Raw genomic sequence first — 14,812 nt, 5'->3', positions numbered from 1 at the left:
TTCAAAAGACCAACTGGTTTTATTGTGCAGGTTAGAGATAATGCACCGCGGACAGCGCTTTGGGCTCTGCCGCGTACTTATTCAAAAGAGGCACACAGCCCATGTGGTACAACGGTATTCTCGACCTTTCGGTCTGGCAGTTGGTAGCGGCTACTTTGGTAATGACGCATGTCACCATTGTGAGCGTCACTATCTATTTGCATCGCTATTCAGCTCACCGCGCTCTGGAGTTGCATCCGGCGCTCAAGCACTTCTTTCGGTTTTGGCTGTGGCTGACCACGGCGCAAAACACCCGCGAGTGGACGGCAATCCATCGCAAACATCACGCCAAGTGTGAAACAGCAGATGATCCGCACAGTCCGGTCATCAAAGGCCTGGGTACAGTTTTGCGCAAAGGCGCTGAGTTGTATGCCGAAGAGGCACAAAACAGCGAGACCCTGCGCATTTACGGCAAGAACTGCCCGGAAGACTGGATCGAGCGCAATCTCTACTCACGTTTCCCGCTCGGCGGTGTGGCGCTGATGGGGTTTATCGATTTGGCGCTGTTCGGCGTAATCGGTATCACCGTCTGGGCCGTGCAGATGATGTGGATTCCGGTCTGGGCCGCGGGCGTTATCAATGGCCTGGGTCATGCTGTCGGTTATCGTAACTTCGAATGCCGTGACGCCGCGACCAATCTGGTGCCGTGGGGCATTTTGATCGGCGGTGAAGAGCTGCATAACAACCATCACACCTACCCGAACTCGGCCAAGCTTTCGGTCAAGAGCTGGGAGTTCGATATGGGCTGGGCCTGGATCAAGCTGCTGAGCTTCTTCGGGCTGGCCAAAGTCCAACGTGTCGCGCCAATTGCCCACCGTGTCGCGGGTAAAGGCAGCATGGACATGGACACCGCGATGGCCATTCTCAACAACCGTTTCCAGATCATGGCGCAGTACCGCAAGCTGGTAATCGGGCCGTTGGTGAAACAGGAACTGGCCAAGGCCGATGCGTCGGTGCGTGACCACTTCTATCGCGCCAAACGCCTGTTGTCGCGTGAGCCGAGTCTGCTCAAGGACCAGCAACAAGCGCGCATCGACCGCATGCTCGAGCACAGCCATGCGCTCAAGGTGATCTATGAAAAGCGCCTAGCGCTGCAAATGATCTGGGCCAAAACCAGCACCAACGGCCACGACATGCTCGAAGCAATCAAGCATTGGATTCATGATGCAGAAGCCAGCGGTATTCATTCGCTGCGTGAATTCGCCGAGCAGCTGAAAACCTACTCGCTGCGTCCGGCAACGGCTGCCTGATCCAGCGAGTGTTGAAGACCCGGCCACGTGCCGGGTTTTTTATGCGTTGGATAAAGCCTTGGCAAGCGCGAATTGGCGGATTTTCGCCGGTTTGGGGTGTTTTGTAGGCGATAATCCGCCGATGACAAAGCCGTCTTGCGACGCTCTAGCACGCCGGTTCTGGTTCTAATGCGCAGAAACATTGAGCAACTATCGAAAGTTCTGGTCTTGGCACGCAATCTGCCATGTGTTTGTCATAAATAAGCCGCCGAGCGGCCGGCAAACAATAAGATCAAGAGACATTTTTCCGATGACTATTGCCTGTTCTTACTGCTGTCCTCACGTATTTCACGTGCCTGGCTCATTGCCCGCGCGCTCAGTGCCGTACCCCGTTTACTGACCTCACAAGCAACTTACCGACGGGCCTTTACCGGCTTTGAAGCGGCGAGTGCGTGTGTGCCTGGTAAAAGCCAGCTGTCCTTTGTCTGGCATTAAAACCTTACTACTGGAGAACAATAAATGAAGAAGACCTCCCTGGCGCTGGCCGTTACTGCGGCCTCCTTGGGTCTGGCCTTGAGTCAAACTGCCCACGCTGAGTTTTTCAAAGACAGCAAAGCCTCGATCGAGGCGCGTAACTTCTATTTCAACCGCGATTTCCGTGACGAAGGCGCCAGCCAGTCGAAGTCGGAAGAGTGGGCTCAGGGCTTCATCCTGCGTGCGGATTCGGGCTACACCGAAGGCACCGTAGGCTTTGGTGCTGATGCAATCGGCATGTTCGGCTTCAAGCTGGACTCGGGTGACGGCACAGCGGGCAGCGGCTTGCTGGTTCCGGATCGCTCGTCTGGCGGCTCGCAGGACAACTTCTCTGGCCTGGCAGTAGCCGGTAAAGCCAAGATCTCCAAGAGCGTGCTGAAGATCGGTAGCCTGCAGTACAAGAACCAGGCGATTGCCTCGAGCGATGGCCGTTTGTTGCCTCAGGTATTCAGCGGCGGTCAGTTGGTTTCTCAGGAAATCGACGGCCTGACCCTCGATGCAGCGCACATTCGCGAAGTGAACAACCGCAACTCGAATGACTACGAAGACATCACCGTCACCAACGGCAAAAGCCGTGGGATCACCGTCACGGGCGGCGCCACCACCGACTCGTTCGACTATGTTGGCGGTAAGTACGCGATCAACAAAGAACTGGCTGCCGGTTACTACTATTCCAATCTGGAAGACTTCTACAAACAGCACTCTTTCAACCTGACTCACGCCTGGGCGATTGCTGCCAATCAGAGCCTGAAGACAGATCTGCGTTATGCACACTCGACTGACGACGGACGTAGCACCATCGACAACGATGCGTACGGCATCATGTTGACCTACGGTCTCAGCGGCCACAGCTTCGGCCTGGGTTACCAGAGCATGACTGGCGACAGCGGCTTTGCCTACGTCGGCAACACTGCCCCGTTCCTGGTCAACTATGTTCAGATCAGTGACTTCGCCAACAAGGACGAGAAGTCCTGGCAGGCGCGCTACGACTTCAACTTCGCCTCTGTCGGCGTGCCGGGTCTGACGTTCATGACCCGTTACCTCAACGGTGACAGCGTAGATACCGGCGTTGCCAACGCTGCCGAAGGCAAAGAGTGGGAGCGCAACACCGAGCTGATGTACATCTTCCAGGACGGCGCGCTGAAGAACCTTGGCGTGCGCTGGCGCAACGCGACTGTGCGCTCGAACTTCGCGAAAGACATCGACGAAAACCGTCTGATCGTCAGCTACACCCTGCCGTTGATGTAAGCCGGCAGTCAGGTGCAAAAAACCCAGCAGATGCTGGGTTTTTTGTTGTCTGCGATTTGGACGACTTAGCCGGCCGGTTGCTGCTGGGTGATGCAGTGGATGTTGCCACCGCCCAGCAGAATTTCGCGCCCTGGCACCATGACTACGCGGTGCTCGGGGAATACCCGGCTGAGGATTGCTTCGGCCTCGGCGTCCATCGGGTCGTCGAAACGCGGGGCGATAATGCCGCCGTTCACAATCAGGAAGTTGACGTAAGAACCGGCAAGGCGGACTTCCGGGCTGCGCTCTTGCGAACCTGCTACCAGATCAACGCCTGCGCATTCTTCTTCGGTGGCGTGCAGCGGGCCGGGAATTGGCATCTTGTGCACGATCAGCTCGCGGCCTTTGGCATCTTTGGTCGCTTGCAGTACGCGCATGGCTGCCTGGCAGCGCGCATAGTTGGGATTGCTCTCGTCATCCGTCCATGCCAGCAACACTTCGCCCGGACGCACGTAGCAGCAGAAGTTATCCACATGGCCATCGGTTTCATCGTTGAACAAGCCGTCCGGCAGCCAGATAACTTTATCCACAGCCAGATGTTGGCTCAGTACTGCTTCGATTTCTTCGCGGCTCAGGTGCGGGTTGCGATTGCGGTTGAGCAGGCATTCTTCGGTGGTGATCAGCGTGCCTTCACCGTCGACATGAATCGAGCCGCCTTCAAGCACAAAACCTTCGGTGCGATAACGCTTGCTGCGCTCGATTTCGAGGATCTTGCTGGCCACCTGATCATCGCGGTTCCACGGCGAATACAGACCGCCATCGAAGCCGCCCCAGGCATTGAATGTCCAGTCGACGCCGCGCACTTCACCCTGGTTGTTAGTGACGAATGTCGGACCGGTATCGCGCACCCAGGCGTCGTCCGTGCTGATTTCGACCAGGCGGATATTGCTGTGGTCGAGGCGGGCGCGGGCATTTTCATACTGTTCGGCCGAGACGCACACTGTTACCGGTTCGAACTCGGCAATGGCTTTGGCCACTGCACTGAATGCGAGCTGCGCAGGTTTGCCGCCCAGGCGCCAGTTATCCGGACGTTGCGGCCAGACCATCCAGGTTTGGCTGTGGGGCGCCCACTCGGCTGGCATGTGGAAACCGTCGGCACGTGGAGTAGAAGTCAGGGTGGTCATAGCGTCACCAACACATTAAAGCGAAAAGAAATGCGCCCCGCCGCAGCGTGCGGGGCGCGAATTATTGCGCAAGTTACTCTGACGCCAGGTGGCCGTCGAGAGTCTTCAGCGGGCCATAGAGATTCGGGCGGCGGTCGCGGAACGATCCCCATGCGCTTCGGGTGTTCTCAAGTTTATCGAGATCGAAGCTGTGTACCAAAATACCTTCTTCGGTCTCGTTGAGCTCCTCAACCTTGGCGCCGAATGGGTCGGCGATAAACGATGAGCCGTAGAAGGTGATGTCATAGTCGCCTTGCTCTTCACGGCCGATGCGATTGCTCGCCACCAGTGGCATCAGGTTGGCGCCGGCATGGCCTTGCTGCACACGCTGCCAGTGATCGCGCGAGGTGATGTTGGGGTCATGCGGCTCACTGCCGATAGCGGTCGGGTAGAACAGAATTTCGGCGCCGAGCAATGCCATGCTGCGTGCGCACTCGGGGAACCACTGGTCCCAGCAAATGCCCACGCCGATCTTGGCGTAGCGGGTATCCCAGACCTTGAAGCCGGTATCGCCCGGATTGAAGTAGTACTTTTCGTGGTAGCCGGGGCCGTCCGGAATATGGCTCTTGCGATACACACCAAGGTTGCTGCCGTCGGCATCGATGATGGCAATGCTGTTGAAGCGCGCACGGCCGGAGCGCTCAAAGAAGCTGATCGGCAAGACCACCTGCAACTCTTTGGCGACATTCTGAAAATGCGCAATGGCCTCGTTGGTATCGACAGTCGTGGCCAGTTGCAGATAGTCCGGGTTGGGCTTCTGGCAGAAGTACGGTGTTTCGAACAGTTCCTGAATCAGGATGATCTGCGCACCCTTGGCGGCGGCTTCACGCACCAGTTGTTCGGCTTTGGCGATATTCGCTCCGCGGTCCCAAGTACAGGCCATCTGGGTGGCGGCGACGGTTACGTTGCGTGACATGAAGCACCTCTTATTAGTTTTTGGGCAGATCAATAAGCCCCGGGCAAGCCTCAGCGAAATCCGATTTTTGGCTTGGCGGAGGGAAAGCGCAGTCTTTATAGTCGATAAAAATCCGCTTTTGAAGCGATTATTTTCTATTGAGAGATATTAATTAATAAATATACCGATAAATATCGGTTTAAATTCGGTAGGCGAAACTCTTCGCGCATGGCCGAATCAGATCGGCCGCGCATCAGGAAAAGGCTTTGGGGCGGGCTTTAGAGCGGCTCTGGGCGCTTTGGCAGTAGTGGGGGCAGGTACAGGCTCAAATACGCGTCAAACACGCGCATACCTTCTTCTGCGAGGCGTGGGCTGATGGTGCCGTGCAGTTGCACCGAGCGTGCATACACGCGGTCGCCCAACTCCATGGCGAGGGCGAATACATCGATATCGTCCGGCAAGGGCGGCAGCATGAAGTGGCGTGCAAACAGGTTGCGCATTTGCGCGCCGAGTTCGATGTCGTGCTGGCGGTCAGCCTGAGTGATTTCACTGAGGCCATGTTGCGCCAGAATCAGTTGGCGGGCGGCAGGGTCGCGGGCATAAATGGCCAGCATGCGCTGCTCGACAATCGCCGAAAGGTCGCGCCAGTCTCGCAGTTGCGTATGCTCGACAGGTTCTTGCAGGCAGGCGCGAAAGGCTGCGTGAATGTCTGCGGTGAGCGCTTCGAGCAAGGCCGGCACGCTGGCGAAGAAGTGGTACACCGAGGAAGGCGGAATGGCGGCGCGTTCGGCGACGTTGTAGATCGACAGGCTGGCAACGCCTTGTTCGGCCATCAGGTCACGGGCGACGGTAAGAATGGCAGCAATACGGGCCTGGCTGCTGGCGCGGGGTTTGCGGACAGTCGTCGTGGGGCGCGGCATGATCGGCTCTGGGCAAAAAGCCCATTGGACGTTAATCCAAGGGCTAAGGCAAGTTCAGCTAAGGGCTGATCGGCTTAGAGAATGATCGGCTTGTTCGGCAGCTCATTCGGGTTGGGCACATTCGGATCAGAAAGGTACTCGCCGAGTATTTCGTGAGCCTCGGCAATACCGGCGAGGCTGCCTTCGCGCCAATTACCGAGGGCAAACTGGCTGCACATGCGCTGGCAGATTGCATCCCAGCGGGCTTGCTCAACGTAGCGTGAGACGCCGCGATCGGCGACGATTTCGATGCGATGTTCAGACAAAAGCAGGTAGAACAGAATGCCGCTGTTGTGTTCAGTATCCCAAACACCTTGCTGTGCAAAAATCTGTTCAGCCCGACCCCGCGAATTGACCCCGGCCAGCACCTCGGCGAAGGACAAGCGTGACTCTATGGCAAAGCGAACTTCACCAATGTGTTTCGCCTCGCCCGCGCCAATAGCATCGCCGATCTCCGTAAGCAGAGGCTTGGGGAAGCAGCGCTTGAGCTGGAACCAGCCGCCAAACACGTTACTGAATATGCGTTTGAATTCGATCATTACCAGCTTCCCGACGAACCGCCGCCTCCAAAACCACCACCGCCGCCGCTAAAGCCGCCGCCACCTCCGAAACCACCGCCACCGCCGCCGAATCCTCCGCCACCAAAGCCGCCCCCGCGTCCGCCGCCTACAGCGACGCCGCCATACGGCAACAGCATGATGAACGCGCCAATGGCCCCGCCAATAAGCGCTGCCGTGAGGCTGCCGAGCAGAAAGCCGATAAAGATCGAGCTGATCAGTGCGCCAAAGCCCATGCGCAGGATCAGCGGGAAACCGCGGGCCAAGCCGCGCAGCACAAAGGCAATGGCCAGGCCAATGAAGCCGATGTCCAGGAAGTCCGTCGGTTGTGACGACGATGAGGCCCGGCTGGGCGCAGGCAGTGGTTCGCCGTCGATCAGTTTGGTCAGTGCGTCAATGCCGTCGCGGATGCCGCCATAGAAATCGCCCTGCTTGAAGCGTGACTCGATGTACTCGCGCTGGATGCGTGCAGCGGCTGCGTCGGGCACGGCGCCTTCAAGGCCATAGCCGACCTCGATGCGGTCACGCCGGTCATCCTTGGCCACCAGCAGCAAAATGCCGTCGTCGGTGCCCTTTCGGCCAATCTTGTTGGCCTCGGCCACCGCCAGCGAATAGCTTTCGATGTCTTGCGGCTGGGTGCTGCTGACCAACAACACCACCAGCTGCGCACCCTTGCGCTTCTCCAATGCGACCAGTTGGCTGTCCAGCTCGTTGATCTGCTCAGCCGTGAGGGTGCCGGTCTGGTCGGTGACATGGCGTTTGAGAATAGGCACCTCTGCTGCTTGCGCGCCGTTGAACGGCAGGCAGAGCATCAGCAGGGCAGCGCACAGCAACAGGCGCGAACGCCACGCGATAGCCGTCATCATGTTATTGCTTGGCAGGTTCGGCGTTACCGAAGTCTACGGTCGGCGCGGTGGAGATTTCTTTCTCGTTCTCGACGCTGAAATTCGGCTTCACCGAATAGCCCATCGCCATGGCCGTGAGGTTGTTGGGGAAGGTGCGGATCATGCTGTTGTACGCCTGCACCGATTGCACATAGCGGTTACGTGCCACGGTCACCCGGTTCTCAGTGCCTTCAAGCTGCGCCTGCAGGTTCTGGAACAGGCCGTCAGCCTTGAGCTGCGGGTAGTTCTCGCTCACCACCATCAAGCGTGACAGCGCGCTGGAAAGCTCGCCCTGCGCGGCTTGAAACTGCTGAATTTTTTGCGGGTCGTCGAGGCTGTCGGTGTTGATCTGCATGCTGCCGACCTTGGCGCGGGCCTCGGTGACTTCGATGAAGACTTTTTCTTCGTGCTGGGCGTAGCCCTTCACGGTATTGACCAGATTAGGTACCAGATCAGCGCGGCGCTGATACTGGTTGATGACTTCCGACCACGCCGCTTTGACTGCTTCGTCCTGGCGTTGCATATCGTTGTAGCCGCAGCCAGTGAGGCTGGCGCCAAGCAACAGCAATAACAGAAAGTGGACAGTTTTCATGGGCGCTCCATTGAGGTGGGATCGTAGTCATGAGGCTCGCGCCAGCCAAAGTTGGCGCGTTGTGAGCCTCCAGCTCGCACTCAGGGTAGCGGCATTTGCGCCAGCCTGCAGACATAACGTTAGTTGGTGACGGGCAGGCGGCAAGTGCTGGCACGGATTACGGCACGGCGGTGAACTGGCTCCAGACCTCGTCACGCGCGGCCTTCTGTTCCGGCGATATGGTTTTCAGGGTGTAGAAACGCCGCTTGATTTCCAGGCTTGGGTACAGGTCTGGCATGGCCTGCAGCTCAGCCGTGAGGAATTCTTTGGAGTCTGCGTTGGCGTTGGGGTAGAGGGTTTCTGTGGTGATTTCGGCGGCAACTTTTGGCTGCATCATGTAATCAATAAAACGCAGCGCCAGATCCGCTCGGCTGGCCGTTTTCGGGATCACCAGGTTGTCGATGAACAGTACCGTGCCTTCGCTCGGAACCATGAACTCCACCGGCTGCCCCGCCTGTTTGGCCGCGAGTGCATCGCCGACCCAGGCCATGGCCATGCACAGACTGCCGTTTTGCAGGTCTTCGATATAGCGCTCGCTGTCTACGTAACGCACCAGTGGACGCAACGTCGCCAGCGCATCGCCGGTGCGCTTGATCCGGCTTGGCGGGCTGCGTGAGAAATCCCGGCCCTGATAATTGAGCAACAGCGACAAGGTCTCGTCGGGCGCATCAAGCACGCTGATCCCGCAATTGCTCAGCCGTGCGCTTTGCTCGGGGTCGAACAGTACGCTCCAGCTCTCCGGCAGTGGCCCGCCGAATGCGGCCTGAGCTTTTTGGGTGTTGATGGCCAGGCCAACGGCGCCCCACAGATAGGGCACGGCATATTTGTTACGCGGATCGACGGCGGCCAGTTTGCTCAGAATTTGTTTGTCGAGATGCTTGTGGTTCGGCAACTGACGCATGTCGAGCGGGAGGATGGCGCCGGTTTTTATAAGCTCGGGAATGGTGTCGTTAGACGGCACGGCAACATCGATCGACGCGCCGCTGGCCATGATCTTGGCCAACTCGTCGGCTGTGCTGAAGGTGTGATAATCGACCGTGATACCGGTGTCTGCGGTGAAGTCTTCAAGGACCTGCGGGGCGATGTAGTCGTTCCAGTTGTACACCACTATCTTGTCTTCAGCGAAGGCCAGCAAGGGGCTGAAGGCAAGCAATACAGCGGCGAGCTTATGGTGCATGAGTATCTTCCTTTGATCAGGTGCTTCCTCGCCAGTTGGCGTGGCAATTAATGTCAGGTCTTGGCGCGCACAGAAACGCTCCAGGCCGCGCTTGCAAGGGCGGCAAAATAATCAGTACTGAGCAGATCCTACTGGATAAAAAGACGCCGGCTCAATGGCCGGCGTCGGGTGCAGCGTCAAACTGTGTGCAAGTACCAGTTGTACTCGAGGTCTGAAATCGAGTGTTCGAATTCAGCCAGCTCACTCTCTTTACAGGCGACAAAGATGTCGATGTATTTCGGGTCGATGTACTTGGCCATGATCTCGCTGTCATCCAGCTCGCGCAGAGCATCACGCAGGTTGTTCGGCAGGCTTTGCTCCAGCTGCTCGTAAGAGTTGCCTTCGATTGGCTCGCCCGGCTCGATCTTGTTGGTCAGGCCGTGGTGAATACCGGCCAGAATCGACGCCATCATCAGGTACGGGTTGGCATCGGCACCGGCGACGCGCTGCTCGATACGCACGGAGTCCGGGCTGCCAGTTGGCACGCGCACGGCTACGGTACGGTTGTCCAGGCCCCAGCTCGGCGCGTTTGGCACGTAGAACTGAGCGCCAAAACGACGGTACGAGTTGACGTTCGGGCACAGGAACGCCATCGAAGCCGGCATGGTTTCGAGGATCCCGCCGATGGAGTGGCGCAGTGCATCGTTGGTGATCGGATCTTCCGAGGTGAAGATATTCTCGCCAGTCTTCTTGTCGAGCAAGGAGATGTGCACGTGCAGACCATTACCTGCCTGACCCGGATACGGCTTGGCCATGAAGGTCGAGTCCATTTCGTGGTCGTAGGCAATGTTCTTGATCAGACGCTTGAGCAGCAAGGCGTAGTCGCAGGCCTTGAGCGCATCTTTGGTGTGGTGAAGGTTGACTTCGAATTGCGCCGGAGCACTTTCCTTGACGATGGCGTCTGCTGGCAGATCCTGCTCTTTTGCAGCTTCGAGCATGTCTTGCAGGCAGTCGACGTATTCGTCGAGGTCGTCGATCAGGTAAACCTGAGTCGAGTGTGGACGCTTGCCCGAGATCGGCGAACGCGGCGGCTGCGGACGGCCGTTGACGTTCTCCTGGTCAATCAAATAGAACTCGAGTTCGAAAGCGGCGCAGATAGTCAGGCCTAGTTCGTCGAACTTCTGGATCACCTGGCGCAACACTTCACGCGGGTCGGCAAAGAATGGCGTGCCGTCCAGCTCGTGCATGGTCATCAGCAATTGCGCGGTAGGGCGCTTCTGCCAAGGCTCGTTGCACAGTGTGTCAGGGATTGGAAAACAGATACGGTCTGCGTCACCGATATCCAGACCCAGACCGGTGCTTTCCACCGTGGAGCCGTTGATATCGAGTGCGAAAAGGGAAGCGGGAAGATTAATACCTTTCTCGTACACCTTATGAAGACTGGCGCGTTCGATGCGCTTGCCGCGCACCACACCATTCATATCTGCAATAAGAAGGTCGACGAACTGGACCTCAGGATGTTCCTTAAGGAACGCGTTCGCTTCATTAAGCTGAACGGCACGCGGGGGTACCGACATGATGCAACACCTATTTTGTTAAAAATATCAATCATGCGAATGCACGGGTGTGAGTCAATCTTAAACCCCTTCGCCTGTCAAGCTGGGCTTTTTGTGCACCCTTATGGTGCCTCGCGGCCCTTAATGGGGCGTTTTAGGCCCCTGCAGCGGTGCGCAAAGCCTTTACCGACAGGGTGCTCAGTGGGGTGTGTTCGATTTTTTACATACCTATTGTGAAATAAAATGAACAAGGCTAAGCTCGGCTCAAACCCAAAACAGCAAAAAATAAAGGGTGTCCCATGTCACGCCTGCCGATAATCGGCGTAACTTCTGATACAAAGCTGATCGGTTCTCACAACTATTACGCTGCTGGTGACAAATATGTCCGCGCCGTAGTTCTGGGGGCTCAGGCTTTGCCTCTGATCATACCGTCGCTGGGTGAGCTGCTGGATCAGCCTGCCTTGCTCGACAGTATCGACGGCCTGCTATTTACCGGCTCGCCGTCCAACGTAGAACCCCATCATTATAGCGGCCCCGCCAGCGATCCCGGCACTTTGCATGATCCTGCGCGTGACAGCACCACCTTGCCTCTTCTGAAAGCCGCTATTGCCGCCGGGATTCCTGTGCTGGGCATTTGCCGCGGGTTTCAGGAAATGAATGTGGTATTTGGCGGCACGCTGCATCAAAAGGTTCATGAAGTTGAAGGATTGATGGATCATCGTGAGCCGCAAGACTCACCGGTTGAACAGCAGTTCTCGCCGCGTCATGACGTCGCTGTACAGCCAGACGGTGTGCTGGCTGCCATCGGTTTACCGACACAAATTACTGTTAACTCCATTCATGGTCAGGGCGTTGAGCGTCTGGCGCCTGGCCTTCGAGTAGAAGCATTGGCGCCCGACGGATTGATCGAATCCTTCTCCGTCGAAGGTGCTACGAGTTTTGCATTAGGGGTGCAGTGGCATCCTGAGTGGCAAGTACGATCTAATCCGAATTATCTCGCCATCTTCCAGGCCTTTGGTGAGGCTTGCAGGAAGAGGGCGGGGCAACGCTGAGACGACTATTAAAGCCGTCTCTCAAACCCTGAGGTCTCTATGAGCACCAAACTAGACCAGCTATCCAGCTGGCTGAAAGAACGCAAAATCACCGAAGTTGAGTGTCTGGTCAGCGATCTTACCGGCATCGCCCGGGGCAAGATTTCGCCGACAAACAAGTTCATTGCAGAAAAAGGCATGCGCCTCCCCGAGAGTGTGCTGCTGCAGACTGTGACCGGCGACTATGTCGAAGACGACATCTATTACGACCTGCTCGACGCGGCTGACATTGATATGGTCTGCCGTCCCGACGAGAGCGCAGTGTTCCTGGTGCCTTGGGCCATTGAGCCCACCGCACAGGTGATCCACGACACGTACGACAAGCAAGGCAATCCGATTGAATTGTCGCCGCGCAACATTCTCAAGAAAGTGCTTAAGCTCTACTCCGATAAAGGCTGGCAGCCGATCATGGCGCCAGAAATGGAGTTCTACCTGACCAAGCGCAACAGCGACCCTGACTTCCCGCTGGAAGCGCCTTTGGGCCGCTCGGGTCGCCCGGAAACTGGTCGTCAGTCGTTCTCGATTGATGCGGCGAACGAATTCGACCCGCTGTTTGAAGACATGTATGACTGGTGTGAAATCCAGGGCCTGGACCTCGACACGCTGATCCACGAAGAAGGCCCGGCGCAGATGGAAATCAACTTCCGTCATGGCGAGCCGTTGCACCTGGCGGATCAGGTGTTGGTATTCAAGCGCACCATGCGTGAAGCCGCGCTCAAGCACGATGTCACCGCAACCTTCATGGCCAAGCCGATCACCGATCAGCCGGGCAGTGCAATGCACGTGCACCAGAGCATCATTGATAAGGCCACTGGCAAGAACCTCTTCTCTAATGAAGACGGTTCAATGAGTGAGCTGTTCATGCACCACATCGGTGGCCTGCAGAAGCTGATTCCTGAGCTGCTGCCGCTGTTCGCGCCTAACGTTAACTCGTTCCGTCGTTTCCTTCCGGACACCTCGGCACCGGTAAACGTTGAGTGGGGCGAAGAGAACCGCACCGTGGGCCTGCGCGTGCCGGATGCCGACCCGCAAAACCGTCGTGTTGAAAACCGTTTGGCCGGTGCTGACGCCAACCCGTATCTGGCCTTGGCGGCGAGCCTGCTGTGTGGCTACATCGGTATGGTTGAAAAAATTGAGCCAAGCGCGCCAGTTGTTGGTCGCGGCTACGAGCGCCGTAACCTGCGCCTGCCGCTGACATTGGAAGCGGCATTGGAACGCATGGAAAACTGCAAGCTTGCAGAGCAGTATTTAGGCAGCAAGTTCATCAGTGGCTACGTCGCGGTAAAACGCGCCGAGCATGAGAACTTCAAGCGGGTAATCAGCTCTTGGGAGCGCGAATTCCTGCTGCTGTCTGTTTGAGGGGCGGGGTGCTGGCTGCGGCCGGCACCCATCCTGATTATTTTTTTGAGGTGGATATGACCAACCAAGTGAACAACCCGAAAACCGCTGAATGGCAGGCCATGAGCCGTGACCATCACCTGGCTCCGTTCAGCGACTTCAAACAGCTTGCTGAGGTCGGACCGCGGATTATCACCAAGGCCGAAGGCGTTTATCTGTGGGACAGCGAAGGCAGCAAAATTCTTGATGCCATGGCCGGCCTGTGGTGTGTCGCCATCGGTTATGGCCGCAAGGAACTGGCCGAAGCTGCTTATAAGCAGATGCAGGAGCTGCCGTACTACAACATGTTCTTCATGACAGCGACTCCGCCTGCGCTTGAGCTGGCGAAAGAGATTGCCGCTGTTGCGCCGGAAGGCATGAACCATGTGTTCTTCACCGGCTCCGGCTCGGAAGGTAACGACACCATGCTGCGCATGGTTCGTCATTACTGGGCGATCAAGGGTAAGCCGAACAAGAAAGTTATCATCAGCCGGGTCAATGGCTATCACGGTTCAACCGTTGCGGGCGCGAGCCTGGGCGGCATGACCTACATGCACGAGCAGGGCGACCTGCCAATTCCGGGCATCGTTCACATCCCGCAGCCATACTGGTTTGCCGAGGGCGGTGACATGACGCCGGACGAGTTCGGCATCTGGGCGGCCGAGCAACTGGAGAAGAAGATTCTCGAAGTCGGCGAAGAAAACGTCGGCGCATTCATTGCCGAGCCCATTCAAGGCGCGGGCGGCGTAATCATTCCGCCAGATACCTACTGGCCGAAAGTGCGTGAAATCCTCGCCAAGTACGAAATTCTGTTTGTGGCGGACGAAGTTATCTGCGGTTTCGGCCGTACCGGCGAATGGTTCGGCAGCGACTTCTTCGGCAACACGCCGGACATGATGACCATCGCCAAGGGCCTGACTTCCGGTTACATCCCGATGGGTGGCCTGATCGTCCGTGACGAGATTGTTGAAGTGCTTAATCAGGGCGGCGATTTCAACCACGGCTTCACCTATTCCGGGCACCCGGTTGCGGCTGCTGTTGGTTTGGAAAACCTGCGAATCCTGCGCGAAGAAAAAATTATTGAGCGGGTAAAAGCCGAGACGGCACCGTATTTGCAGAAACGTTTACGTGAGCTGGCTGATCATCCATTGGTGGGTGAAGTTCGCGGTGTTGGCATGCTCGGCGCCATTGAGTTGGTGAAGAACAAGGCAACCCGTGAGCGTTATTCAAGCGATCAGGGTGTGGGCATGATTTGCCGTACCCATTGCTTTGCCAATGGTCTGATTATGCGAGCTGTAGGCGACACGATGATTATTTCGCCACCGTTGGTTATCAGCAACGCCGAGATCGACGAACTGGTTAGCAAGGCCCGTCAGTGCTTGGATCTGACGTTGGCTGAGATAGCAGGTTAAGAACGCGGGGTTACAACACTCAATGTGCATCTGAGTGTTGTA

At 57.2% G+C, this 14,812-nt stretch carries 13 protein-coding genes; 5 read left to right on the top strand and 8 right to left on the bottom strand.

Translation table 11 applies throughout. The features are described 5' to 3' along the window. The first annotated feature begins 101 nt into the window (after positions 1–101). Both desA and BM395_RS17735 read left to right on the top strand, forming a co-directional pair. Entirely contained in the window at positions 102–1,289 is a 1,188-nt protein-coding gene (gene desA, locus BM395_RS17740; protein ID WP_090514328.1) for a delta-9 fatty acid desaturase DesA, read from the top strand. A gap of 498 nt (positions 1,290–1,787) precedes the next feature. Next, the gene (locus BM395_RS17735) at positions 1,788–3,050 is read left to right on the top strand and encodes an OprD family porin (RefSeq protein ID WP_090514326.1); all 1,263 of its coding nucleotides are present in this window, start codon (positions 1,788–1,790) and stop codon (positions 3,048–3,050) included. A 65-nt stretch (positions 3,051–3,115) separates the two neighbouring features. On the opposite strand, the gene aguA is transcribed toward BM395_RS17735, so the two are convergent. The 8 genes from aguA to BM395_RS17695 form a co-directional block, all read right to left on the bottom strand. After that, entirely contained in the window at positions 3,116–4,213 is a 1,098-nt protein-coding gene (gene aguA / locus BM395_RS17730; protein WP_090514323.1) for an agmatine deiminase, read from the bottom strand. Between the two features lie 73 nt (positions 4,214–4,286). Continuing rightward, positions 4,287–5,168 (bottom strand): N-carbamoylputrescine amidase, encoded by an 882-nt coding sequence (gene aguB / locus BM395_RS17725; protein ID WP_090514319.1) that lies wholly within the window; start codon positions 5,166–5,168, stop codon positions 4,287–4,289. 257 nt (positions 5,169–5,425) lie between these two features. Next, positions 5,426–6,067 (bottom strand): TetR/AcrR family transcriptional regulator, encoded by a 642-nt coding sequence (locus tag BM395_RS17720; protein WP_069902267.1) that lies wholly within the window; start codon positions 6,065–6,067, stop codon positions 5,426–5,428. Between the two features lie 74 nt (positions 6,068–6,141). Beyond that, positions 6,142–6,645 (bottom strand): TPM domain-containing protein, encoded by a 504-nt coding sequence (locus BM395_RS17715; protein WP_090514316.1) that lies wholly within the window; start codon positions 6,643–6,645, stop codon positions 6,142–6,144. Next, a complete protein-coding gene (locus BM395_RS17710; RefSeq protein ID WP_212633031.1) occupies positions 6,645–7,529 on the bottom strand; it encodes a TPM domain-containing protein in 885 nt (294 codons plus the stop codon). Before BM395_RS17710 ends, BM395_RS17715 begins: the two co-directional genes overlap by 1 nt. A 1-nt stretch (position 7,530) precedes the next feature. Then, a complete protein-coding gene (locus tag BM395_RS17705; RefSeq protein WP_069902269.1) occupies positions 7,531–8,139 on the bottom strand; it encodes a LemA family protein in 609 nt (202 codons plus the stop codon). Between the two features lie 157 nt (positions 8,140–8,296). Continuing rightward, positions 8,297–9,355 (bottom strand): extracellular solute-binding protein, encoded by a 1,059-nt coding sequence (locus BM395_RS17700; RefSeq protein WP_090514313.1) that lies wholly within the window; start codon positions 9,353–9,355, stop codon positions 8,297–8,299. A gap of 176 nt (positions 9,356–9,531) precedes the next feature. Beyond that, positions 9,532–10,911 carry a glutamine synthetase family protein gene (locus BM395_RS17695; RefSeq protein ID WP_069902271.1) on the bottom strand — a complete coding sequence of 460 codons (1,380 nt, stop codon included), beginning with the start codon at positions 10,909–10,911 and terminating at the stop codon, positions 9,532–9,534. A gap of 278 nt (positions 10,912–11,189) precedes the next feature. Here BM395_RS17695 and BM395_RS17690 point away from each other — a divergent pair, with 278 nt between their 5' ends. From BM395_RS17690 to BM395_RS17680, 3 genes are read left to right on the top strand one after another with little or no spacing between them, the layout of a single operon-like run. Then, a complete protein-coding gene (locus BM395_RS17690) occupies positions 11,190–11,942 on the top strand; it encodes a gamma-glutamyl-gamma-aminobutyrate hydrolase family protein (RefSeq protein WP_090514310.1) in 753 nt (250 codons plus the stop codon). 39 nt (positions 11,943–11,981) lie between these two features. After that, positions 11,982–13,340 (top strand): glutamine synthetase family protein, encoded by a 1,359-nt coding sequence (locus tag BM395_RS17685; RefSeq protein WP_069902273.1) that lies wholly within the window; start codon positions 11,982–11,984, stop codon positions 13,338–13,340. Positions 13,341–13,396: 56 nt separating this feature from the next. Next, positions 13,397–14,770, top strand: a complete 1,374-nt coding sequence (locus tag BM395_RS17680) for an aspartate aminotransferase family protein (protein ID WP_090514490.1) — start codon at positions 13,397–13,399, stop codon at positions 14,768–14,770. Positions 14,771–14,812 lie beyond the last annotated feature (42 nt).

The sequence above is a fragment of the Pseudomonas marincola genome, from assembly GCF_900116605.1.
In the GTDB taxonomy this organism is placed as follows: Bacteria; Pseudomonadota; Gammaproteobacteria; order Pseudomonadales; family Pseudomonadaceae; genus Aquipseudomonas; species Aquipseudomonas marincola.
The sequence above is the reverse complement of the archived record's forward strand: the minus strand, read 5'-3'. Positions and strand labels throughout refer to the sequence as shown.

Excerpts from the sequence above, each read along its gene's own strand:
- BM395_RS17690 (WP_090514310.1), top strand. The coding sequence starts at position 11,190 with ATGTCACGCCTGCCGATAATCGGCGTAACTTCTGATACAAAGCTGATC.
- BM395_RS17695 (WP_069902271.1), bottom strand. The coding sequence starts at position 10,911 with ATGTCGGTACCCCCGCGTGCCGTTCAGCTTAATGAAGCGAACGCGTTC.
- BM395_RS17735 (WP_090514326.1), top strand. The coding sequence starts at position 1,788 with ATGAAGAAGACCTCCCTGGCGCTGGCCGTTACTGCGGCCTCCTTGGGT.
- aguA (WP_090514323.1), bottom strand. The coding sequence starts at position 4,213 with ATGACCACCCTGACTTCTACTCCACGTGCCGACGGTTTCCACATGCCA.
- BM395_RS17705 (WP_069902269.1), bottom strand. The coding sequence starts at position 8,139 with ATGAAAACTGTCCACTTTCTGTTATTGCTGTTGCTTGGCGCCAGCCTC.
- BM395_RS17715 (WP_090514316.1), bottom strand. The coding sequence starts at position 6,645 with ATGATCGAATTCAAACGCATATTCAGTAACGTGTTTGGCGGCTGGTTC.
- BM395_RS17710 (WP_212633031.1), bottom strand. The coding sequence starts at position 7,529 with ATGATGACGGCTATCGCGTGGCGTTCGCGCCTGTTGCTGTGCGCTGCC.
- BM395_RS17700 (WP_090514313.1), bottom strand. The coding sequence starts at position 9,355 with ATGCACCATAAGCTCGCCGCTGTATTGCTTGCCTTCAGCCCCTTGCTG.
- aguB (WP_090514319.1), bottom strand. The coding sequence starts at position 5,168 with ATGTCACGCAACGTAACCGTCGCCGCCACCCAGATGGCCTGTACTTGG.
- BM395_RS17685 (WP_069902273.1), top strand. The coding sequence starts at position 11,982 with ATGAGCACCAAACTAGACCAGCTATCCAGCTGGCTGAAAGAACGCAAA.
- BM395_RS17680 (WP_090514490.1), top strand. The coding sequence starts at position 13,397 with ATGACCAACCAAGTGAACAACCCGAAAACCGCTGAATGGCAGGCCATG.
- BM395_RS17720 (WP_069902267.1), bottom strand. The coding sequence starts at position 6,067 with ATGCCGCGCCCCACGACGACTGTCCGCAAACCCCGCGCCAGCAGCCAG.
- desA (WP_090514328.1), top strand. The coding sequence starts at position 102 with ATGTGGTACAACGGTATTCTCGACCTTTCGGTCTGGCAGTTGGTAGCG.